We start from the raw sequence: 20,186 nt of genomic DNA, 5'->3' as shown, positions 1-20,186 counted from the left end.
CAAGCAGCGCACGACGATCGCGGCGATCATCGCCGCCAACGGGCTGGACGCGCGCGGGTTCATCCGCGTCGGCCAGCAGCTGACCATCCCGGGCACCGCAGCCGCCCCCACGACCGTGAAGCCGGCAGCCGCCGCGACGCTGGTGACCACGACGACGACGACCACCCACACCGTCGCCTCGGGCGAGACCGTCTCCGGCATCGCGAAGAAGCTCGGCACGACGGCTCAGGCGATCGTCGCAGCGAACGGGCTCAACGCCCGCGCATTCGTCCGCATCGGCCAGCAGCTGACCATCCCGGTCACTGCCACGGCCGCCGCGACGGCGACCGTGCAGCTCGTGAGCAACACGTTCGCGGGCCGCACGTACTCCGACTCCGTCGTCGCCGCCGCGAACGTCAACCAGAGCACGCTCCTGAGCTCGTCGGTGCCCACCAAGACCCAGATGCAGGCGAAGATCGTGGCCACGGCGCGCCAGATGGGCGTCGACCCGTCGCTCGCGCAGGCCATCGCCTTCCAGGAGTCCGGGTTCAAGCACACCGTCGTCTCCCCCGCCAACGCCATCGGCGTGATGCAGGTCATCCCGAGCTCGGGCGAGTGGGCGTCGCAGCTCGTCGGCCGCACGCTCAACCTGCTCAACCCCGACGACAACGTCATTGCGGGAATCGCGATCCTGCGCTCGCTCGTCAAGACGAGCCCTGACGTGTCGACGGCCATCGCGGGCTACTACCAGGGCGCAGCCTCGGTCCGGCGCAACGGCATGTTCGCCGACACCCGCCGCTATGTCGCGAACGTCCAGACCCACATGACTCGCTTCAGCTGACGGGCACGTCCCCCGGTCGGAGCAACGGCGACCGTAGACTGCCGCCCGTGGGAACAACCGTCACCGATCCGCTTGTCGGCCGCCTGGTCGACGGGCGGTACGAGGTCATGTCCCGCATCGCGCGTGGCGGGATGGCCACGGTGTACCTCGCCATCGACCGTCGGCTCGACCGTGAGGTCGCCCTCAAGGTCATGCACCCGCACCTCGCCGCAGGCACGGACGGGTCGGACTTCGTCGCGCGCTTCCGTCGTGAAGCCCGTGCGGCGGCCCGGCTCACGCACCCGGGGCTCGTCGGGGTCTACGACCAGGGGCTCGACGGTGAGACCAGCTACCTCACGATGGAGTACATCGACGGCACCAACCTGCGCCGCCACCTGAGCGAGCAGGGCTCACTGACGGTCGGCGCCGCGCTCGACCTCATCGACCGCGTGCTCGACGCGCTCGCCGTCGCCCACCGCGCGGGTCTCGTGCACCGCGACATCAAGCCCGAGAACGTCCTCATCGCCGCCGACAGCCGGGTCAAGGTCGCGGACTTCGGCCTCGCCCGCGCGGTCACCGAGGTCACCTCGGCGATGACCGGCACGGTCTTCGGGACGGTGGCCTACCTCGCTCCCGAGCTCGTCGCTCGCGGCAGCAGCGACGCGCGCACCGACGTGTACGCAGCCGGCATCCTGCTCTACGAGATGATCACGGGCCGACAGCCGTTCGTCGGCGAGACGCCCATCCAGGTCGCGTTCCAGCACGTCAACACCGACATCCCCGCCGCCTCGGACCTCGTCCACTGGCTCCCCGTCGAGATCGACGAGCTCATCGGCGCCCTCGCGGCGCGGGAGCCCGACGACCGTCCCACCGACGCGTCCGCAGCGCTCGCACTCGTCCGGCGCACCCGCGGGGCCCTCGACCCCGAGACCCTCGCGCGCCGCGCCGATGTCAGCCCCTCGATCTCCCTGCCGCTCGCGACCGACGCCGGCGACGACCTGCCCGACGACGACGTGCCGGGCAGCGCCCTCGTGGGCCCGACGCGTCTCGACGACGACCAGGACCCGCCGCCCACCGGCCCGGACGCTGAGACGACCCGGTTCGCCGTCGTCCCCGCGGGAGGCACCGTAGCGCTGCCGATCGGCACCGGCATCAGCCCCCCCGCGGACAAGCCCACCCCGAGCCGCCGCCGACGCCGCGTCATCTGGGCGAGCGTCGTCGCGCTCCTGCTCGTCGGCCTCGGCGGGGGCGCCTGGTGGTACGTCACCGAGGGCCCCGGCGCCTACACGACGGTCCCCCAGGTGGCCGGCGAGGCCCAGGACGTCGCCACGACCATCCTGACCGCCCACGGGTTGACCGCGGACCCGGTCCAGGCGTTCGACCACACCGTCGCGTCGGGCTTCGTCGTCGGCACGACCCCCGCCGAGGGCTCCCACATCCGCAAGGACGGGACCGTCACGGTGACCGTCTCGAAGGGCCAGGACCTCGTCGCCGTGCCCGACAAGCTCGTCGGCGCGATGCAGGCCGACGCCGAGGCCGCGCTGACCGCAGCCGGGCTCACGGCCACGTACGTCGAGGGCAAGCACTACTCCGACACCGCCCAGCTCGGTGCCGTCATCGAATCGTCCGCGAAGCCCGGCGACCAGGTCGAGCGCTCGTCCGAGGTGCAGCTGACGGTCTCGGACGGTCCCGCTCCCGTGACGATCGTCTCGGTCGTCGGGGCGACGCAAGACGAGGCGAGCAAGCAGCTGGAGAGCATCGGCCTCAAGGTCGCCTTGGCCCCAGCGTTCTCGGACACGGTCGCTCAGGGACGCGTCATCAGCCAGGACCCGCTCCCCCAGGCCGAGGGCCATCACCGCGGCGACACGGTCACGCTGACGATCTCGCAGGGGCCGGAACTGTTCGATGTGCCCGACGTGAACCGCCAGGGCATCGCGGCCGCGACGAAGACGCTCGAAGACGCGGGGTTCAAGGTCAAGACGCAGAGGGCCACCGCCTACTTCGGTCTGGGCTTCGTCGTCGGCCAGGACCCGCCGGGAGGCGTCAAGGTCGCACCCAAGGGCGCAACCATCACGCTGACGATCACCTGACTGGCATTCGACGTCTCGTCTCCTGACATGACAAGGGGCGCACCCGACTGGGTGCGCCCGTCGTCATGCAGCCTCAGGACCTGCGCAGCAGCTCCACGACCTGGAACGCCAGCTCAAGCGACTGCTGGTGGTTCAGCCGCGGGTCGACGAGCGTCTCGTAGCGGCGGGCCAGCCCGGCGTCGTCGATCTCCTCGGCGCCGCCCAGCACCTCGGTGACGTCGTCACCCGTGAGCTCGATGTGCAGCCCGCCGGGAACGGTCCCGAGCGCGCGGTGCACCTCGAAGAACCCGGCGACCTCGTCCATCACGTCGGAGAAGCGGCGGGTCTTGTACCCGGAGGCCGACGTGATGCCGTTGCCGTGCATCGGGTCGCACACCCACGTGACGGGACGTCCGTCGGCGGTGACCTTCTCCACGAGCGCGGGCAGCCGCTCCCGGATCTTGCCGGCACCCATGCGCGTGATGAACGTGATGCGTCCCGGCTCGGCGGTCGGGTTGAGCTTGTCGATGAGCGCGAGCGCATCGTCGGCGGTCGACGTCGGGCCGAGCTTGATGCCGATCGGGTTGTGCACGCGCGAGAAGTAGTCGACGTGCGCGCCGTCGAGCTCGCGCGTGCGCTCACCGATCCACAGGAAGTGGGCCGAGCAGTCGTACGGCAGGCCGGTGCGCGAGTCGATGCGCGTGAGCGGCCGCTCGTAGTCGAGCAGCAGCCCCTCGTGGCTCGAGTAGAAGTCGACGGTGCGCAGGGCGTCGAAGTCGGCGCCGCACGCCGCCATGAAGCGGATCGCGCGGTCGATCTCGGCGGCGATCTCCTCATAGCGCGAGTACGCCGGGTTCGCCATGAACCCCTTGTTCCACTCGTGCGCCCGCAGCAGCGAGGCGAACCCGCCCGTCGTGAACGCCCGGATGAGGTTCAGGGTCGAGGCCGACGTGTGGTAGGCCTCGAGCAGCCGCCGGGGGTCCGGTGTGCGGTCCTCGGGGGTGAACTCGAAGCCGTTGATGATGTCGCCGCGGAACGCCGGCAGCGTCACCCCGTCGCGCGTCTCCTCGTCCGAGCTGCGCGGCTTGGCGTACTGCCCGGCCATGCGACCCATCTTGATGACGGGAAGGCTCGCGCCATAGGTGAGCACGACCGCCATCTGCAGGATCGTCTTGATCTTGTTGCGGATGTTGTCGGCCGTCGCCTCCGCGAAGGTCTCGGCGCAGTCGCCGCCCTGCAGCAGGAAGGCCTCCCCGCGCCCCGCGGCGGCGAGCTGAGCCCGCAGCGCGTCCGCCTCCCCTGCGAACACGAGCGGCGGGACCAGGGCGAGCTTGCGGGTGACGGCCTCGAGCTCGGCGAGGTCAGGCCAGCGCGGCTGCTGGCGCGCCGACATCGTGCGCCAGTGGTCCAGGCCGGCGAGGATCTGCGGGTCCGCCTCGACGCTCATGAGTGCGCCGCGGGGACCAGGTCCTGGCCGATGTCGGCGAGGAGCTCGCCGAACCACGGCACGGAGGTGTCGAACGCCTTGCCGCCCGCGATGCGCGGGAACGCGATGGCCTTGAGGCGGTCGCCGTCCTCCTCGTCGTGCCCGATCACGCCGGACTCGCCCCTGAACGCCGACTCGACCGCGAAGTCGGTCATCGACTTGATGAGGCGGAGGTCCTCGACGTTGGCCGCCGCGGCGCGCGAGTAGTAGCCCGACTTCTGGACCATCGTCTTCTCGGCACCGAGCAGCTTCGAGAACTGCTTCGCGAACCACTGACCGGGGTTGATCGTGTCGAGCCGGACGTGGCCGAACGCGTCGCGCAGCACCTCGGTGCCCGCCGCCTCGAGCTGCGCGACGATCTCGTGCATGCCGGCGCCCTCGGACAGGAAGATGTTGACGTTGCCGACCTCGTCCATGACGGCGCGCAGGCGCTTGGCCTCGGCCTCGATGTCGAGCGCGAGCTCGGGCACGAACACCGCGTGGATGTCCCAGCGCTCCCGCGACAGGCCGATGCTCGGCACCCACTCCTGCGTGTCGAGCCACGTGCGGTACGACGCAGCGGTCGCCGCGGTGAGCCAGCCGCAGTGGCGGCCCATGACCTCGTGGACGATGAGCATGCGCGGCCCTGACCGGTGCTCACCGATGATGTTCGCGGCGAACCCGGCGGCCTCCTCGGCCGCGGTCCAGGCTCCGAGCGACTGCTTGATCGGGATGATGTCGTTGTCGATCGTCTTGGGCAGGCCGACCACCGTGAGGTGGTAGCCGTGCTCCTCGAGGTACGCGGCGAGGTCGGCAGCCGTCGTGTTGGTGTCGTCGCCGCCGATCGTGTGGAGCACGTCGACGCCGTCGGCCTTGAGCTGCTCCGCGGCGACCTGCAGCGGGTCCTGGCCCTCCTTGACGAGGCCGCGCTTGACGCAGTCGGCCGCGTTGGTGAGCTTGACGCGCGAGTTGCCGATCGGCGAGCCGCCGAACCGGTGCAGGATGCCGGCCTTCGCGCGCGCCTCGGCGTCGACGACGATCTTTGTGCCGGTCAGGAGCCCGTGGTAGCCGTGCTGGTAGGCGATGATCTCGATCTCCGGCGCGAGCTCGGTGTAGCGCTCGATGAGGCCACCGACGGCGGAGGACAGGCACGGGGCGAAGCCGCCTGCGGTCAGGAGCGCGACGCGACGAACCGACATGAGATGCACCTCTCGTTGAACGGACACCGGAGCCCACATCGTCGGGCGTCGCGACGACGAGTCGTCGGGCCCTAGGTCCGGGGAAGGCGGTGCCGACCGGAGACCGGCGGCGGGTTCATCCTACCGACGGTGCCGCGTCGTCCTCGGGCGGTACCGGCACGTGGACGTCCGGGACCGGTCGGCCACCGGGTGCCGTCGCAGCCGCGTCCTGCGCGGGGGCCTTCGCCGCGGGGTGCCCGGTCGCGATGCGCGCCTTCTGCGTCGCGGCATAGACGTCGACGTACTCCTGGCCCGACAGGCTCATGAGCGAGTACATGATCTCGTCGGTCACCGACCGCAGGATGAAGCGGTCGTTCTCCATGCCCTTGTAGCGGCTGAAGTCGAGCGGCTCGCCGACGACGACGCCGATGCGCACCGGCCGCGGGATCGTTCGACCGATCGGCTGCGCGACGTCGGTCCCGATCATCGCGATCGGGATCACGGGCACGCCCGACTCCAGCGCGAGCCGTGCGACGCCCGTCTTGCCGCGGTACAGGCGACCGTCGGGGCTGCGGGTGCCCTCGGGATAGATCCCGAACAACCCGCCCGCCTCGAGCCGCAGGAGGCCGGTGTGGAGCGCCGCCTCCGACGCCTTGCCGCCGCTGCGATCGACAGGGATCGTGCCGACCCCGCGGAAGAACCCCGCCTTGAGCCGGCCCTTGATCCCGGTTCCCGTGAAGTACTCGGACTTGCCGATGAACACGATCTCCCGGTCCAGGACGAGCGGCAGGACGAACGAGTCGATGACCGCGAGGTGGTTGCTCGCGAGGATCGCGCCGCCGGTCGTGGGCACGTTCTCGATGCCGCGCACCCACGGGCGGAAAAGCAGGTGCAGCAGCGGACCCACAAGGACCCGCTTCATCAGCCAGTAGAACAACCTGCCACCTCTCGACCGAGCCCGGGATCGTCCCGCGAGCCTCACCATGCACTGGTCCGACTCTAGAGTGCTGCCATGCCACCACGCGCGGACGAGCCCCGCGACGACGCCGACGAGCCTGCCGCCGACGACGGCCTCGACGCGGGCACCGACGACTCGTCGACCGGCGCGCCGGGGATGCCGGGCCCCGCTGACGACGTCCCCGAGCCGACCGAGGCCGAACGCTGGGACGCGATCGTGGCCCAGCTCGCCGACCTCGACGGACCGGTGCCCGACGCGCCGACCCCGCACGACGACGACACCCGCGCCGTGACGTACCCCGTCGCGCCCTGGGTGTCCGACCCTCGCGTGATCCGGCCCGCGGGCGGCCCCGGCGCGACCCCACCGGAGCTGACCGGGCGGGACTGGGACGGCACGAGCCAGATCGACGACGCCGAGGCTGCCGCCGACGCCGAGGAGCACTTCGAGCCGACAGATCCCGGGCCGGTCCTCGGCGGCGACCCGCTGCTGACGATGGCGTGGTTCGCGGCCGCCGGCATGCCGGTCTTCTTCTTCATCCTGCTCATCGCCTGGCGGGACGCCCCGACGGTGCTCATCGAGGCCGCCGGTGTCGTGTTCGCCCTCGGGGTCGCGGTGCTCGTCTGGCGCATGCCGAACCACCGGCGCGACGACTCCGACGACGACCACGGCGCAGTGGTCTGACCTGCAGCCTGCTGACTGCGGGTCACGCGCGGACTAGAGCCGGGCGAGGTCGGCTGCGCCGACGATCCCCGCGTCGTTGCCCATCGCCGCCAGCTCGATGCGCGCCACGGGCCGGTGGCCCAGCGCCGGGAGCTGGTCGGTGAACCCTCGCCGCGCCGGTTCGAGCAGCAGGTCGCCGGCTGCTCCGACACCGCCGCCGATGACGATGAGCGCGGGGTCGAGCAGCGCAGCGACCGACGCCGAGCCCTCCCCGATCCACCGGCCGAGGTCGGCGAGCAGCTCGACGGCCAGCGGGTCGCCGCCCTGCGCCGCGATGGTGATGTGCGGACCGACGAGGCCCTCGGCGTCGCCACCGGCCAGCTCGAGGAGTCGCGCGCCCCGGTCCGGACGCGACACGAGTGCCGCCTTGGCGTTGCGCACGAGCGCGCTGCCCGACGCGTACTGCTCCCAGCAGCCCTCGTGGCCGCAGCCGCAGAAGTGCCCGCCGGGGACGACCCGCATGTGGCCGACCTCCGCGGCGACGCCCCAGGCACCGCGCACGAGCTTGCCGTCGACGATCACGGCGCCACCCAGACCCGTGCCGATCGTGAGCAGCAGCATGTCGTCGACGTCCTTGCCGACGCCGAAGCGGAACTCCGCCCAGCCGGCAGCGTTCGCGTCGTTCTCGACGACGATGCGCACGTCGGTGCCGAACTCCGCCGCAACCCGGTCACGGAGGGGGTGGTCACGCCACGGCAGGTTGGGGGTGAACAGCACGGTCGCCTGGTCCGAGCTGACGAACCCGGGCGCGGCGAGCCCGATGGCGCCGATCTCGTGCTGGTCGGCGAGCTCGCGACACGCAGCGATGACCTCGCGGTCCACGCTGTCCGAGTCCTCGGCGGACGTCCTGCGCAGCGTCTGCGCCAGGATCTTCCCGTCCTCGTCGACGACGCCGGCCGCGATCTTGGTCCCGCCGATGTCCACTCCGATGGCGTGCATGTCCGTCCCTACGTGCTCGTCGTGCGGCCGGTCGGGGTCGTCTCGCGACCTGTCGATCGTGCCCTGCCATGGATGCGCGTCCACGCTAGCGCCCCGCGGCGTGGTACTGCCTCAGGGCCGACGAACGGACCGCCGGCGAACAATACTCACCCTTGAAACGTACTGGTTAGTACCAAAGTCCCGGTAAGGTGTCCCTTACAACTCTTCGGCCACTGTCACTGGAGCCAGCATGGACGAGTTTGTTTCCCCCGCGCTCACCGAGCCGGACCCCACCGAGAACCTCAACGACCTGCTCGCGGCCCGCGTCGCTGCGACACCGGATCGCACGGTGGTGGAACGTCGGCTCGTGCCGGACGGCCCCTGGATCCCGCTGACAGCGCGCGAGTTCGACGCCGAGGTGGTCGGACTCGCCAAGGGCCTCGTCGCCCGCGGTGTCGAGCCGGGCGACCGCGTCGGGATCCTCTCGCGCACGCGATACGAGTGGACGCTGCTCGACTGGGCCTGCTGGGCAGCCGGCGCCGTGCCCGTCCCGCTTTACGAGACGTCGTCGGCCGAGCAGGTGCTGTGGATCCTCACCGACTCCGAGGTGTCGCTGCTCGTCGCGGAGTCCGCCGCGCACGCGGCCACCGTCGCCGAGGTGCGGGTCGACGCGCCCAGCGTCCGCGAGGTGCTCGTCATCGACGACGGCGCGATCGCGATGCTGGTCGAGGGCGGCCGGGACGTCCCCGACGCCGAGATCGCCCGCCGCCGCCGCCTCGCCCGGCTCGACGACCTCGCGACCATCATCTACACCTCGGGGACCACGGGGCGCCCCAAGGGCGCCGAGCTCACGCACGGCAACTTCTCGGTGCTGACCCGCAACGCGGTCGGTCGCCTGGGTGAGGTCGTCAACTCCCCCGGTTCGCGCACCCTCCTGTTCATGCCGCTCGCGCACGTGTTCGCGCGGTTCGTCGAGGTCCTGTGCATCCCGGGCGGCGCTGTCCTGGGCCACACGTCCGACACGAAGAACCTGGTCGCCGACCTCGGGTCGTTCAAGCCGACGTTCATCCTGTCGGTGCCGCGCGTCTTCGAGAAGGTCTACAACTCCGCCGAGCAGAAGGCGGCCTCGAGCCCCGCGAAGCTGAAGATCTTCCGGTGGGCCGCGGCGACCGCGATCACGTACTCGCGCGCGCTCGACACCGCCGGCGGCCCGCCGACGTGGCTGCGACTGCAGCACCGACTCGCCGACCGCCTCGTCTACGGCAAGCTCCGCGCGGCGCTCGGTGGTCGTGCGGAGTGGGCGATCTCGGGCGGTGCACCCCTCGGCGAGCGGCTCGGGCACTTCTACCGCGGGCTGGGACTGCACGTGCTCGAGGGCTACGGGCTGACCGAGACGACGGCACCGGCCACGGTCAACCTGCCGGCGTCGACCAAGATCGGCACCGTCGGCCCACCCCTGCCGGGGCACGCGGTCCGCATCGCCGAGGACGGCGAGATCGAGCTCAAGGGCCCGAACGTGTTCCGCGGCTACCACCGCAACGAGGCGGCCACCGCGGAGGCCTTCCACGACGGCTGGTTCCGCACCGGCGACCTCGGCTCGCTCGACGAGCAGGGCTTCCTGCGCATCACGGGCCGCAAGAAGGAGATCATCGTCACCGCGGCGGGCAAGAACGTGGCGCCCGCGGTGCTCGAGGACCGCCTGCGCAGCCACCCGCTCATCAGCCAGGTCGTCGTCGTGGGTGACGCACGGCCGTTCATCGGCGCCCTCGTGACCCTCGACCCCGAGGGCCTGCCCGGCTGGCTCGCGACGCACGGTCACGCGCACCTGACGCTCGAGGAGGCCAGGACGAGCCCGACCGTGCTCGAGTCGATCGAGAAGGCGGTCGAGCGCGCGAACCGCGCGGTCTCGCGCGCCGAGTCGATCCGAAAGTTCCGCATCCTCCCCGGTGACCTCACCATCGCCAACGGCTACCTGACGCCGAAGCTGAGCATCCGGCGCACCGAGGTCATCAAGGACTTCGCAGCCGAGATCGACGCGCTCTACGAGACGAGCGACGCGCACAGCGACTGACGACCGCTCCTGCCGACGAACGACTCCCGACGAACGGCTCGCTGGTCGACCGACCGGCAACGAGCCGTCGGTCAACCCGTTGCGGCTCGGGCGCCCCCTCCGGCGCGCTCGAGCCGCAACGGCGGGACGAGACCCGACGCGGCGAGCACACCGATCGCGCCCCGCTCCGCCACGTCGAGGTCGAACGCGGCCGAGGTGGCAGGTGCGGCAGCCCCCGCGCGCACCGGAACGGTCAGGAAGGTCACCACGCAGTCGGCGCACGCGGCGCCCCGGACCGTGCAGCTGTCGCAGTCGATGATCATGAGCGGCACGCTAGCCGCGGCCGCCGACACACCGGGTCAGAGGCGGGTCAGCCGTGCGAGCAGGGTCTCGGCCGGGACCGCCCAGGCGCCGCCCGCCTGCACGTCGGAGACGACCTGCTGGTCGCTCGTCACGACGACCACGACGCGACCGGGCGGCTCCGCGCGCACGAGCCGACGGATGAGGTCGTCGGCGATCTCCCCGACGGAGAACAGCACCCGGACCCCCCGTGCGTAGCCTCCGGTCCGCCGCGGCCCTTCCTGGCCGTCGAAGCAGCAGGTGACCTCGACACCGGTGCGCCCGGCGAGGTTCGCGAGCGCGCCGACGAGCCGGTGACGCTGGTCGGCGAGCGACAGCTCCCCGTAGGCACGCTTCGAGACGTTGTACCCGTCGACGACGAGGTGCGCGTGCGGCAGCGCGAGCAGGTCGTCGAGCAGCGCCGGGTCGGTCGCTGAGCGCCCCCGCGAGGTCCGGCGCGGCGCGGGCCCGGTGTCACCCGCGGGTGCCACGAGATCAGCCGGACCCAGCCCGACCGGCGGGAGCGCGAGCTCGTCACGCAGCGCGTCCGCAGCGTCGACGATGGTGTCGAGCAGCAGGCGCACGCGGGTCTCGGCGAGCCCGCGCGCCGTGCGCGACTCGCCCCGGACGACGAGCCGCTCGGCCTCGGCAGCGCGCTGCACGTCCTGGACGCGGCTCAGCAGGTCTGCTGCCTCGGCCCGCAACCGGTCCGCCTCGACCCGGTCGTCCTGAGCCTCGGCCAGCACCCGGCGAGCCTCGCTGCGCGCCCGGTCGGCGTCCGAGCGCAGGCGCCTCTGCTCGCGGCGCAGGGTCGCGGCGTCGCTGCGGGCCTCCTCGGCCTCGACGAGGGCCACACCGAGCCGTGCCGCGAGCTGCGCTGCGTCGGCCTCGGCGCGGTCGGCTCGCTCGTGTGCGGCGTCCAGGGTGCGCGACGCTGCTCCGTCCCCACCGGCACCCTGCTCCGCGAGGGTCCGGGACGCCGCAGCCAGCAGCCCCTCCCAGCCGTCGGGCCGCAGCAGCCACGCGCCGACGGCGACCTCGGCCGCCGACCCCGCAGCGAGCTCGCCGCGGGCCTGCGCGTCCGCGTCGTCGTCGCGCGGGCCGACGATGCTGTCCGCGAGCGCCGGCCGGGCCTGGCTCCAGACGCGCGCGACCCGGCCACGGAAGCCGTCGTCGAGCGTGAGGGCGGTCCACAGCGGCAGCGCGCCCGCGGTCGCACGTCGACGCGGTGCGAACCGGTGCACCTGGCGCAGCGCGACCGGGACCTCGGCAGGCTCGAGCGACCCGAGGACCTCCGCCGCGGTCCGCAGGATCGCGCCCCGCACCTCGGCGGGCAGCTCGTCGGCACCGCCGACCGTCTGCGCGTCCTTCGTCATGCCGCCCACCCTAGGTGGCGACACGCCACCGGCACCTGGGCAGCGATCGGGGGTGGCGCACCGTGTCGGCCCGTGCGGCTAGCCTCCGGTTCATGTCGTCGTTCCCCCGTCAGCGCAGGCCGATCGGCCTGGCGGACGTGACGCCCCCGACGACGGGTCGCCCGGTCCAGCTCGCGCTCGACGAGCTCGGGACGCCGTTGTCGGACGTCACGTTCGTGGTCGTCGACCTCGAGACCACCGGCGGGACCCCGGGCTTGTGCGCCATCACCGAGATCGGCGCCGTCAAGGTGCGGGGCGGCGAGGTCCTCGGGGAGTTCCAGACGCTCGTCGACCCCGGCGGGCCCGTCCCGGCGTTCATCTCCGTGCTCACGGGCATCACGACCTCGATGGTGATCGGCGCACCCCGCATCGCGGAGGTCCTGCCCAGCTTCCTCGAGTTTGCGCGCGGGTCGGTCCTCGTCGCGCACAACGCCCCCTTCGACATCGGCTTCCTCAAGGCGGCCGCTGCCGAGACGGGCTACCCGTGGCCCGGCAACCAGGTGCTCGACACGGTGCGCCTGGCACGTCGCGTCGTGACCCGCGACGAGGCCCCGAACCACAAGCTCGGCACGCTCGCGGCCCTGTTCCGGGCGACAGTCACACCCGACCACCGCGCACTGTCCGACGCCCGCGCCACCGTCGACGTGCTCCACGCGCTGCTCAGCCGACTCGCGCCGCTCGGCATCACGCACCTCGAGGACCTCGCGTCGGCGACCGACCCGGTCCCCTCCGACGTCCGCCGCAAGCGTCACCTCGCCGACGGTCTGCCCGACGCGCCCGGTGTGTACATGTTCCGCGGACCGCACGACGAGGTCCTGTACGTCGGGACGTCGACGTCGATCCGCACCCGCGTCCGGAGCTACTTCACGGCCGCGGAGAAGCGGGCCCGCATGACCGAGATGGTCCGGATCGCGCACGCCGTCACGCCCGTCGTGTGCGCGACGCCCCTCGAGGCGCAGGTCCGTGAGCTCCGGCTGATCGCGCAGCACTCGCCGCGGTACAACCGGCGCTCGCGCTTCCCCGAGCGCATGCCCTGGGTGCGTCTGACGCACGAGCCGTTCCCCCGGCTTTCCATCGTCCGCGAGGTCCGGGTCGACGGAGGTGAGCGCGGGGCCACGAGCGGCACGGTCTCGGCGCACATCGGGCCGTTCTCCTCACAGGCTGCGGCGCAGTCTGCGATCGACGCCCTGCACGAGACGTTCGCGATCCGCCAGTGCACGCCCCGCCTGCCTCTCGTCGCGACCCCGGGCGCCAGCGCGTGTGCGCTCGCCGAGATGGGACGCTGCGCCGCGCCGTGCACCGGGCACGGGGGCCCGGGCGCCTACGCCGACGTCGTCGACGACGTCCGGGCCGCGATGCTCTCCGACCCGTCGACGGTGGTCGGGGCGCACGCCACCCGGATCGCGACCCTCGTCGCGCAGGAGCGGTTCGAGGAGGCAGGAGCCGTGCGGGACAGGCTGACCGCGTTCCTCCGCGGCGCTGCTCGCGCTCAGCGGCTCGCACCCCTGTCCGCCTGCCCCGAGCTCGTCGCGGCACGGCGGTCCCCCGACGGCGGCTGGGAGGTCGTCCTCATCCGGTACGCGCGCCTCGCGGCAACAGCGCGGGTCGATCGCACCGACGACCCCTGGCCGGTCATCGAGTCGCTGCGCCTGTCGGCCGAGCACGTCGAGCGCCCTGTGGCCCCGGCGCCGGCCGGGCACCCCGAGGAGGCCGACCTCCTGCTCGCGTGGCTCGACTCGCCGGGCGTGCGGCTCGTCGAGGCCCCCGAGGGGTGGGCGTGCCCGGTGCGCAGCGCCCAGTCGTGCGCCGGTGCCGAGGCCACGGCGGCCTCCGTCTCGGCCTACCTTGCCGTGGCGTCCGCCGACGGCGCGGCCGCCCCACCCGTGCACGCAGACGCCGTGGGAGCGGCATGATGGCCGCATGCTGACTGCCATCGTCCTCATCGACACCGACGCCGCCCGTATCCCCGAGGTCGCTGCGGCGATCGCGGAGGTTCCCGGCGTGAGCGAGGTCTACTCCGTGACCGGAGAGGTCGACCTCATCGCGCTCGTGCGGGTGCGCGAGCACGACCAGCTCGCCGACGTCATCGCCGATCACCTGAGCAAGGTCGAGGGGGTGCTCCGGACGCAGACGTACATCGCGTTCCGGACGTACTCCAAGCACGACCTCGACGAGGCGTTCTCGCTCGGTCTCGACGACTGAGCCTCGCCGACTGGCCCTGTGCCGACCGACCCGCCGGCGGCAGACCGGGTCAGGACGCCGCGGAAGCCGCCCTCCACCGCTCGAGGACGTCGAGCGCGGCCCCGGAGTCGACCGACTCGCCCGCGAGCCGCAGACCGGCTCCCAGTCGCTCGACGAGGCTCCCCTGAGCGGTCCCAGGCAGGGTCCCGTCAGCGACCAGCCCCGCGGCAGCGTTCAGCAGCACCGTCTCGCGCGCCGGGACGAGCTCACCTGCCAGCACGGCACGAACGACGCCGGCGTTGAACTCGGACTCGCCTCCACGCAGGTCCGCGATGTCAAGGGCGGTGAGCCCGAGGTCGGCGACCGCATCGAAGCGGTGCTCGACCACGGCACCGTCGCGCACCTCCCAGACGGTCGAGGAGGCCGTGGGGGCGAGCTCGTCGAGGCCGTCGTCGTTGCGGAAGACGAGCGCGCTCGTCCCCCGCCCCGCCAGCACGCCCGCCATGAGGACTGCCATGCGGGCGTCGGCGACGCCGATGGCCGCCGCTGCGGGCGCGGCCGGATTGGTGACGGGGCCGAGGAAGTTGAACGCCGTGGCGATGCCCAGCTCACGGCGCGCGACGGCGGCGTGGCGCATCGCCGGGTGGAACACCTGAGCGAAGCAGAACGTGATGCCGACCTCGGTCGCGAGCTCGGCGACCCGCCCGACGGTGTGGTCGAGCCGGATGCCGAGAGCCTCGAGCACGTCGGCCGACCCGGTGGACGACGACGAGGCTCGCCCGCCGTGCTTGACGACGCGCAGACCCGTGCCGGCGATCACGATCGAGGCCATCGTCGAGACGTTCACCGTGTGGGCGCGGTCCCCACCCGTGCCGACGATGTCGACCGTGCGCCCGGGGACCTGGATCCGCACCGCATGGGCGAGCATCGTGTCGGCGAGGGCCCCGAACTCCGCGGCCGTCTCACCCTTGCTGCGCAGCGCGACGAGGAACCCCGCCACACGCACCGGAGACGCATCCCCGGTCATGATCTCGCCCATCGCCCAGGCAGCCTGCTCGGGCGTGAGGTCCGTCCGCGCGACGAGGGCCGTCAGCACGTCGGACCAGGTCGGCGCGACGCTCATGCCGTCAGCGCACGCGCAGCGATGAGCTCGGCCACGACGCGGGGCAGCCGCACCGGGTCGATGGGACGGCTCACGACCGCGTCCGCCCGCGACCAGGATCCGAGCCACGCGTCCTGCTCCCTCCCGGTCAGCAGGAGGACCGGCGGGCACTGGTAGATCTCGTCCTTGAGCTGGCGGGCGATGCCCATCCCGCCGACCTTGCCCGCCTCGCCGTCGAGCACGAGCAGGTCGTACCCGCCGAGCTCGACCTGACGGATGACCTCGGCGGCGGTGGCCACCTCGACCCACCGGATGTCCGGTGCACCCCGCCCCAGGCGGCGACCCACGGCGAGCCTGACCTGCTCACGCGTGTCGACGTCGTCGCTGTACAGAAGGATCGTGGGGGCTGCGCCCGGCGCGCCCTCCACGCCGTCCGTGCCCTGCTGATCGTGCTGCTCGGCGGTTCCCATGGTGCATCCTCACTCGTCGTCGACGTGCCTGAAAGGCATCTTGGCACGTCGCGGCAGCCCGGTGCTCCCGCCGTCGATCGAGCGCGTCGGAGCCGCCAGGAACTGACGATGTGACATATCCCGCGAGTGTCATCTAGGCCCAATGTCCCATGCGCGCCTCCGATCGGCCATAATGGCCAGCGTGTCGACCGCAACGGCTGCCCCCCGCACCGCACCACACGTGAGCGTCAACCGGCCCAACCCCGTGTCGGTGGGGACGATCGTGTGGCTCGCGAGCGAGCTCATGTTCTTCGCCGGCCTGTTCGCCATGTACTTCAGCCTCCGCGGCGCGGTGCCGGACGAGTGGGCGGCGCAGACGCCGAAGCTCAACCTCACCTTCGCGGCCATCAACACCACGGTCCTCGTGCTGTCGTCGGTCACGTGCCAGATGGGTGTCTGGGCGGCCGAGCGGTTCCAGCCGTCCCGGACCGGCTCGATCTTCCAGCCCGCGCGCTGGGGCATGAACGAGTGGATCACCCTGACGTACGTCATGGGCGCGGTCTTCGTCGGCGGCCAGATGTACGAGTACGCCGGACTGGTGGGCGAGGGGCTGACCATCTCCTCGAGCCCCTACGGCTCGGTCTTCTACCTCACGACCGGGTTCCACGCACTGCACGTCATCGGCGGTCTCCTGGCGTTCCTGTTCCTGCTCGGCCGCTCGTTCTCGGCCAAGCGGTTCGGCCACCACGAGGCGACGACCGCGATCGTCACGTCGTACTACTGGCACTTCGTCGACGTCGTCTGGATCGCGCTGTTCGCGGTCATCTACCTGCTGCGCTGATCTCCCCCGGGGGACGCCCAGCGTCCCCCCACCGCCCCCACCCCCACGTGCGAGACGAGGAACGATCCGTGAAGGCACTCGCAGCCCGCAGGCACTCCCGGCATGCGCCGGTCGCACTGCTCCTGCTGGCGCTGCTGGTCACCGGCGGCCTGTACGCCGTCCTGGCGCCCACCGCTGCCGATGCCGCCCCCGCGGCGACCAGCACGAACGACGTCGCGACCGGCAAGAAGCTGTTCCAGGCCAACTGCGCGACGTGCCACGGCGCAGCGGCCGAGGGAACGGCCAGCGCGCCGTCGCTCGTCGGTGTCGGGGCTGCGGCGGTGGACTTCCAGGTCGGCACCGGCCGCATGCCCGCACAGATGAGCGGTCCGCAGGTCCAGGTCAAGGCGGTCCAGTTCGACGCGGCGCAGATCGAGCAGCTCGCGGCCTACGTCGCGTCGCTCGGTGCGGGTCCGTCGATCCCCTCGGCCGACGAGGTCGACCCGGCCAAGGGCAACGTCGCCAACGGCATGGCCCTGTTCCGCACGAACTGCGCGATGTGCCACAACGCGGTCGGCGTCGGCGGTCCGCTCTCGCAGGGCAAGTTCGCGCCGACCCTGATGAAGACGACCCCCACGCACATCTTCGAGGCGATGCTGACGGGCCCGCAGTCGATGCCGGTGTTCAACAGCGCGAACCTCTCGGCGCAGGACAAGCGCGACGTCATCGCGTACCTCGACGCACAGAAGCAGGGCTCGCCGGGCGGGTCGACCCTCGGGTCGATCGGGCCTGTGGGTGAGGGCCTGTGGGTGTGGGTCATCGGCATCGGCCTGCTGATCGGCGCGGCCGTCTGGATCGGAGCGAAGTCCTCGTGAGCACGCACGTCAACCCGGGCCACGGGGCCTCGAACGAGGTCGTCCCGGCACGACACTCCGTTCCCGACCGTTTCGAGAACCCGGGTCACCCCGAGCACCACGATCGCCGGTCCGACGTCGACCCCGCCGCGGACAAGCGCGCTGAGCGCCAGGTCGTCGTGCTGCTCACGATCTCGATCCTCGGCACCATCGGGTTCGTCGTCGCGTACTTCGCCGCCCCGCCCGGCCAGACCGTCGCCAGCATGCGGACGTCGAACCTCCTGCTCGGCCTGACGCTGTTCTTCGCGCTCGGGGGTATCGGCATCGCGGCCGTCCACTGGGCCAAGTCGATCATGAACGACCACGAGAAGTCCGAGGAGCGCCACCCGCAGCGCAGCTCCGACGAGACGCGTGCGGCAGCCGTCGAGGTCCTGGCCGAGGGTGCCGCCGACTCCGGCATCGGTCGCCGGGGGATCCTCAAGGGCGCGCTCGTCTCCGCGCTCGCGCTGTTCCCGCTGACGATCGTCCTGCCCCTGATCGGCAACGTCGGCGAGGACTGGGACGTCTCGAAGTACAAGCACACGTGGTGGAAGAAGGGCACGAAGCTCGCCAAGGACCCGTCGGGCCAGCCCATCAAGGCCTCCGACGTGACGATCGGCTCCGTGTTCCATGTCATCCCCGCGGACCTGCATGAGGCCCCCCACCCGCTCGACGAGAAGGCCAAGGCCGTCGTCCTGCTCGTGCGTCTCGACCCGCGCGACCTCAAGGAGGCCGACGACCGCAAGGGCTGGTCGTACGACGGCATCGTCGCGTACTCGAAGATCTGCACCCACGTCGGGTGCCCCGTCGCGCTCTACGAGCAGCAGACGCACCACCTGCTGTGCCCGTGCCACCAGTCCACGTTCGACGTGGCCGACGGCGCCAAGGTGGTCTTCGGGCCCGCCAAGCGGCCCCTGCCGCAGCTGCCCATCGAGGTCGACGCCGAGGGCTACCTCGTCGCGCAGTCCGACTTCCACGAACCTGTCGGACCGAGCTTCTGGGAGCGCCTCAAGTGAGCACGACCACCTCGCGCGGCGCAGGACCCGCAGCGGCGACCGCCGACTACCTCGACCAGCGCACCGGCATCGGGACAGCCGTCAAGGCGTTCGCCCGCAAGATCTTCCCCGACCACTGGTCGTTCCTGCTCGGTGAGATCGCGCTGTTCAGCTTCGTGGTGCTGCTCATCTCCGGCGTCTTCCTCACCGCCTTCTTCGTCCCGAGCATGAACGAGACGACCTACACGGGGCCGTGGGCCGCGATGCAGGGCGTCCAGATGTCCGAGGCGTTCGCCTCGACGCTGCGGCTGTCGTTCGAGGTCCGCGGCGGTCTGCTGATGCGGCAGATCCACCACTGGGCGGCCCTGCTGTTCATGGCGTCGATCGTCACGCACATGATGCGGGTCTTCTTCACCGGAGCGTTCCGCAAGCCCCGCGAGATCAACTGGGTCGTGGGCTTCACGCTCATGATCCTCGGGCTCGCTGCGGGCTTCACCGGCTACTCGCTCCCGGACGACGTGCTGTCCGGCAACGGCCTGCGGATCACCGACGGCGTCGTCCGGTCGATCCCGATCCTCGGCAGCTACATCTCGTACTTCCTGTTCGGTGGGGAGTTCCCCGGCCAGGACCTGATCCCCCGGATGTTCACCGTCCACATCCTCGTCGTGCCCGGGCTGATCCTCGCGCTCATCGGGCTCCACCTGTTCTTCGTGGTCCTGCACAAGCACACGCAGTACCCGGGCTCCGGTCGCACCGACTCCAACGTCGTCGGGTACCCGCTGTTCCCGATCTACACCGCCAAGGCCGGCGGCTTCTTCTTCATCGTGTTCTCGGTCATCGCGCTGATGGCAGCCACGATGACCATCAACCCGGTCTGGAACTACGGACCCTACGATCCGTCCCCCGTGTCGGCGGGTGCGCAGCCGGACTGGTACATGCTGTTCCTCGAGGGCGCGCTCCGCCTCATGCCGGGACAGGCCGAGGTCGTCATCGGCGGTTTCACGCTGTCGCTCAACGTCATCATCCCCGCGATGATCGTGCCGGGCCTGCTCTTCACGGCACTCGTGGCGTACCCGTTCATCGAAGCGGCCGTCACGGGCGACAAGCGCGAGCACCACGTGCTCGACCGCCCCCGCAACATGCCGTTCCGGACCGCCTTCGGCGTCTCGCTGCTGACCGCGTTCGTCGTCCTCATCCTCGCCGGGTCCAACGACCTCATCGCGACGCACTTCCGCCTGTCGATCAACGACATCACGCACGTGTTCCGCGTCCTGCTGTTCGTCGCGCCCGCCTTCGCGTTCTGGGTCACCAAGCGCATCTGCCTCGGCCTGCAGCACAGGGACCGCGAGCTCGTGCTGCACGGGCACGAGACGGGCCGCATCGTGCGGTTCGCCCATGGGGAGTACGTCGAGGTCCACCGCCCCCTCGACGACCACGAGCGGTGGCTCCGGGTCCAGCACGAGGCCCGCCGTCCGCTCGAGATCGAGCCGGCCGAGGACTCCCGCGGGGTTCGTCGCAAGGGGTACCGGGCCGACCGGTTCCGGCAGCGGCTCTCACGCCTCTTCTTCGAGGACCGCGTCGAACCCGTCACGCCCGCAGAGCTGGCCGCCGCGCACGGGCACGACGAGCACGACACACTCAACGCCGCCCCCGCACCGACCGGTGCGCACAGCGCGATCTCCCGCGTCGTCGAGCCGGACGAGCGGAATCTCTGATCCAGGGTCAGAGTTGCAGGTGAGGGACGGCGAGCGCCTGGACGGGCTCGCCGCAGCTCCGTCTCGGCGGAGCACATGAGCTGCCGCGGCGCATGCTGCGGCCCGACAGGAGAGGCATCG

General features: G+C 71.6%; 18 protein-coding genes. 10 read left to right on the top strand and 8 right to left on the bottom strand.

Annotated features, from left to right (window positions below; all coding sequences use genetic code 11):
* Together VFW79_RS15800 and pknB are read left to right on the top strand one after the other, a co-directional pair.
* Positions 1 to 820 (top strand): LysM peptidoglycan-binding domain-containing protein (locus VFW79_RS15800; RefSeq protein WP_329678242.1); only part of this gene is annotated, 820 nt, incomplete at its 5' end.
* Between the two features lie 47 nt (positions 821 to 867).
* Positions 868 to 2,889, top strand: coding sequence for a Stk1 family PASTA domain-containing Ser/Thr kinase (gene pknB / locus VFW79_RS15795; protein WP_329678241.1), 2,022 nt, complete (start codon positions 868 to 870; stop codon positions 2,887 to 2,889).
* A 73-nt stretch (positions 2,890 to 2,962) separates the two neighbouring features.
* Here pknB and VFW79_RS15790 read toward each other — a convergent pair whose 3' ends face one another.
* The 3 genes from VFW79_RS15790 to VFW79_RS15780 form a co-directional block, all read right to left on the bottom strand.
* The gene (locus VFW79_RS15790; RefSeq protein WP_329678240.1) at positions 2,963 to 4,315 is read right to left on the bottom strand and encodes a class II 3-deoxy-7-phosphoheptulonate synthase; all 1,353 of its coding nucleotides are present in this window, start codon (positions 4,313 to 4,315) and stop codon (positions 2,963 to 2,965) included.
* A complete protein-coding gene (locus VFW79_RS15785) occupies positions 4,312 to 5,532 on the bottom strand; it encodes a pyrophosphate--fructose-6-phosphate 1-phosphotransferase (protein ID WP_329678239.1) in 1,221 nt (406 codons plus the stop codon). Before VFW79_RS15785 ends, VFW79_RS15790 begins: the two co-directional genes overlap by 4 nt.
* A gap of 115 nt (positions 5,533 to 5,647) precedes the next feature.
* Positions 5,648 to 6,448 (bottom strand): lysophospholipid acyltransferase family protein, encoded by an 801-nt coding sequence (locus VFW79_RS15780; RefSeq protein WP_329678238.1) that lies wholly within the window; start codon positions 6,446 to 6,448, stop codon positions 5,648 to 5,650.
* A gap of 75 nt (positions 6,449 to 6,523) precedes the next feature.
* On the opposite strand from VFW79_RS15780, the gene VFW79_RS15775 reads away from it, so the two are divergent.
* Entirely contained in the window at positions 6,524 to 7,150 is a 627-nt protein-coding gene (locus VFW79_RS15775) for a hypothetical protein (RefSeq protein WP_329678237.1), read from the top strand.
* Positions 7,151 to 7,183: 33 nt separating this feature from the next.
* On the opposite strand, the gene VFW79_RS15770 is transcribed toward VFW79_RS15775, so the two are convergent.
* Positions 7,184 to 8,128: an ROK family glucokinase gene (locus VFW79_RS15770; protein WP_329678236.1), complete on the bottom strand. Its 945-nt coding sequence runs from the start codon at positions 8,126 to 8,128 to the stop codon at positions 7,184 to 7,186.
* Positions 8,129 to 8,357: 229 nt separating this feature from the next.
* Between VFW79_RS15770 and VFW79_RS15765 the strand changes: the two genes are divergently transcribed.
* Entirely contained in the window at positions 8,358 to 10,178 is a 1,821-nt protein-coding gene (locus VFW79_RS15765) for an AMP-dependent synthetase/ligase (protein ID WP_329678235.1), read from the top strand.
* Positions 10,179 to 10,249: 71 nt separating this feature from the next.
* On the opposite strand, the gene VFW79_RS15760 is transcribed toward VFW79_RS15765, so the two are convergent.
* Both VFW79_RS15760 and VFW79_RS15755 read right to left on the bottom strand, forming a co-directional pair.
* Complete coding sequence (locus VFW79_RS15760; RefSeq protein WP_329678234.1) at positions 10,250 to 10,480, bottom strand: hypothetical protein; 231 nt, start codon at positions 10,478 to 10,480, stop codon at positions 10,250 to 10,252.
* Positions 10,481 to 10,516: 36 nt separating this feature from the next.
* On the bottom strand, positions 10,517 to 11,872 hold the full coding sequence (locus VFW79_RS15755) for an NYN domain-containing protein (RefSeq protein WP_329678233.1): 1,356 nt from the start codon (positions 11,870 to 11,872) through the stop codon (positions 10,517 to 10,519).
* Between the two features lie 92 nt (positions 11,873 to 11,964).
* On the opposite strand from VFW79_RS15755, the gene VFW79_RS15750 reads away from it, so the two are divergent.
* Positions 11,965 to 13,824, top strand: a complete 1,860-nt coding sequence (locus tag VFW79_RS15750) for a DEDD exonuclease domain-containing protein (RefSeq protein ID WP_329678232.1) — start codon at positions 11,965 to 11,967, stop codon at positions 13,822 to 13,824.
* A 7-nt stretch (positions 13,825 to 13,831) separates the two neighbouring features.
* A complete protein-coding gene (locus VFW79_RS15745) occupies positions 13,832 to 14,113 on the top strand; it encodes an Lrp/AsnC family transcriptional regulator (RefSeq protein WP_109132722.1) in 282 nt (93 codons plus the stop codon).
* Between the two features lie 49 nt (positions 14,114 to 14,162).
* Here the strand turns inward: VFW79_RS15745 and trpD are convergent, their stop codons facing one another.
* Together trpD and VFW79_RS15735 are read right to left on the bottom strand one after the other, a co-directional pair.
* Complete coding sequence (trpD, locus tag VFW79_RS15740) at positions 14,163 to 15,215, bottom strand: anthranilate phosphoribosyltransferase (RefSeq protein ID WP_329678231.1); 1,053 nt, start codon at positions 15,213 to 15,215, stop codon at positions 14,163 to 14,165.
* A complete protein-coding gene (locus VFW79_RS15735; RefSeq protein ID WP_329678230.1) occupies positions 15,212 to 15,664 on the bottom strand; it encodes a hypothetical protein in 453 nt (150 codons plus the stop codon). The genes trpD and VFW79_RS15735 overlap by 4 nt, the downstream gene beginning before the upstream one ends.
* 172 nt (positions 15,665 to 15,836) lie before the next feature.
* Between VFW79_RS15735 and VFW79_RS15730 the strand changes: the two genes are divergently transcribed.
* The 4 genes from VFW79_RS15730 to VFW79_RS15715 all read left to right on the top strand — a co-directional run bounded on the left by VFW79_RS15730 (position 15,837) and on the right by VFW79_RS15715 (position 20,066).
* A complete protein-coding gene (locus VFW79_RS15730) occupies positions 15,837 to 16,484 on the top strand; it encodes a heme-copper oxidase subunit III (RefSeq protein ID WP_329678229.1) in 648 nt (215 codons plus the stop codon).
* 68 nt (positions 16,485 to 16,552) lie between these two features.
* Entirely contained in the window at positions 16,553 to 17,338 is a 786-nt protein-coding gene (locus tag VFW79_RS15725; protein WP_329678228.1) for a c-type cytochrome, read from the top strand.
* Entirely contained in the window at positions 17,335 to 18,372 is a 1,038-nt protein-coding gene (locus VFW79_RS15720) for a ubiquinol-cytochrome c reductase iron-sulfur subunit (RefSeq protein ID WP_329678227.1), read from the top strand. Before VFW79_RS15725 ends, VFW79_RS15720 begins: the two co-directional genes overlap by 4 nt.
* Positions 18,369 to 20,066, top strand: a complete 1,698-nt coding sequence (locus tag VFW79_RS15715; RefSeq protein ID WP_329678226.1) for a cytochrome bc complex cytochrome b subunit — start codon at positions 18,369 to 18,371, stop codon at positions 20,064 to 20,066. The genes VFW79_RS15720 and VFW79_RS15715 overlap by 4 nt, the downstream gene beginning before the upstream one ends.
* Positions 20,067 to 20,186: the final 120 nt, after the last annotated feature.

It is taken from the genome of Cellulomonas sp. (assembly GCF_036279715.1).
In the GTDB taxonomy this organism is placed as follows: Bacteria; Actinomycetota; Actinomycetes; order Actinomycetales; family Cellulomonadaceae; genus Cellulomonas_A.
The sequence above is the reverse complement of the archived record's forward strand: the minus strand, read 5'-3'. Positions and strand labels throughout refer to the sequence as shown.

Bases quoted from the DNA above. Each gene is read 5' to 3' on its own strand.
- VFW79_RS15775 (WP_329678237.1), top strand. From the start codon at position 6,524: ATGCCACCACGCGCGGACGAGCCCCGCGACGACGCCGACGAGCCTGCC.
- VFW79_RS15790 (WP_329678240.1), bottom strand. From the start codon at position 4,315: ATGAGCGTCGAGGCGGACCCGCAGATCCTCGCCGGCCTGGACCACTGG.
- VFW79_RS15755 (WP_329678233.1), bottom strand. From the start codon at position 11,872: ATGACGAAGGACGCGCAGACGGTCGGCGGTGCCGACGAGCTGCCCGCC.
- VFW79_RS15770 (WP_329678236.1), bottom strand. From the start codon at position 8,128: ATGCACGCCATCGGAGTGGACATCGGCGGGACCAAGATCGCGGCCGGC.
- VFW79_RS15735 (WP_329678230.1), bottom strand. From the start codon at position 15,664: ATGGGAACCGCCGAGCAGCACGATCAGCAGGGCACGGACGGCGTGGAG.
- VFW79_RS15730 (WP_329678229.1), top strand. From the start codon at position 15,837: ATGGCCAGCGTGTCGACCGCAACGGCTGCCCCCCGCACCGCACCACAC.
- VFW79_RS15765 (WP_329678235.1), top strand. From the start codon at position 8,358: ATGGACGAGTTTGTTTCCCCCGCGCTCACCGAGCCGGACCCCACCGAG.
- VFW79_RS15745 (WP_109132722.1), top strand. From the start codon at position 13,832: ATGCTGACTGCCATCGTCCTCATCGACACCGACGCCGCCCGTATCCCC.
- VFW79_RS15750 (WP_329678232.1), top strand. From the start codon at position 11,965: ATGTCGTCGTTCCCCCGTCAGCGCAGGCCGATCGGCCTGGCGGACGTG.
- VFW79_RS15760 (WP_329678234.1), bottom strand. From the start codon at position 10,480: ATGATCATCGACTGCGACAGCTGCACGGTCCGGGGCGCCGCGTGCGCC.
- trpD (WP_329678231.1), bottom strand. From the start codon at position 15,215: ATGAGCGTCGCGCCGACCTGGTCCGACGTGCTGACGGCCCTCGTCGCG.
- VFW79_RS15785 (WP_329678239.1), bottom strand. From the start codon at position 5,532: ATGTCGGTTCGTCGCGTCGCGCTCCTGACCGCAGGCGGCTTCGCCCCG.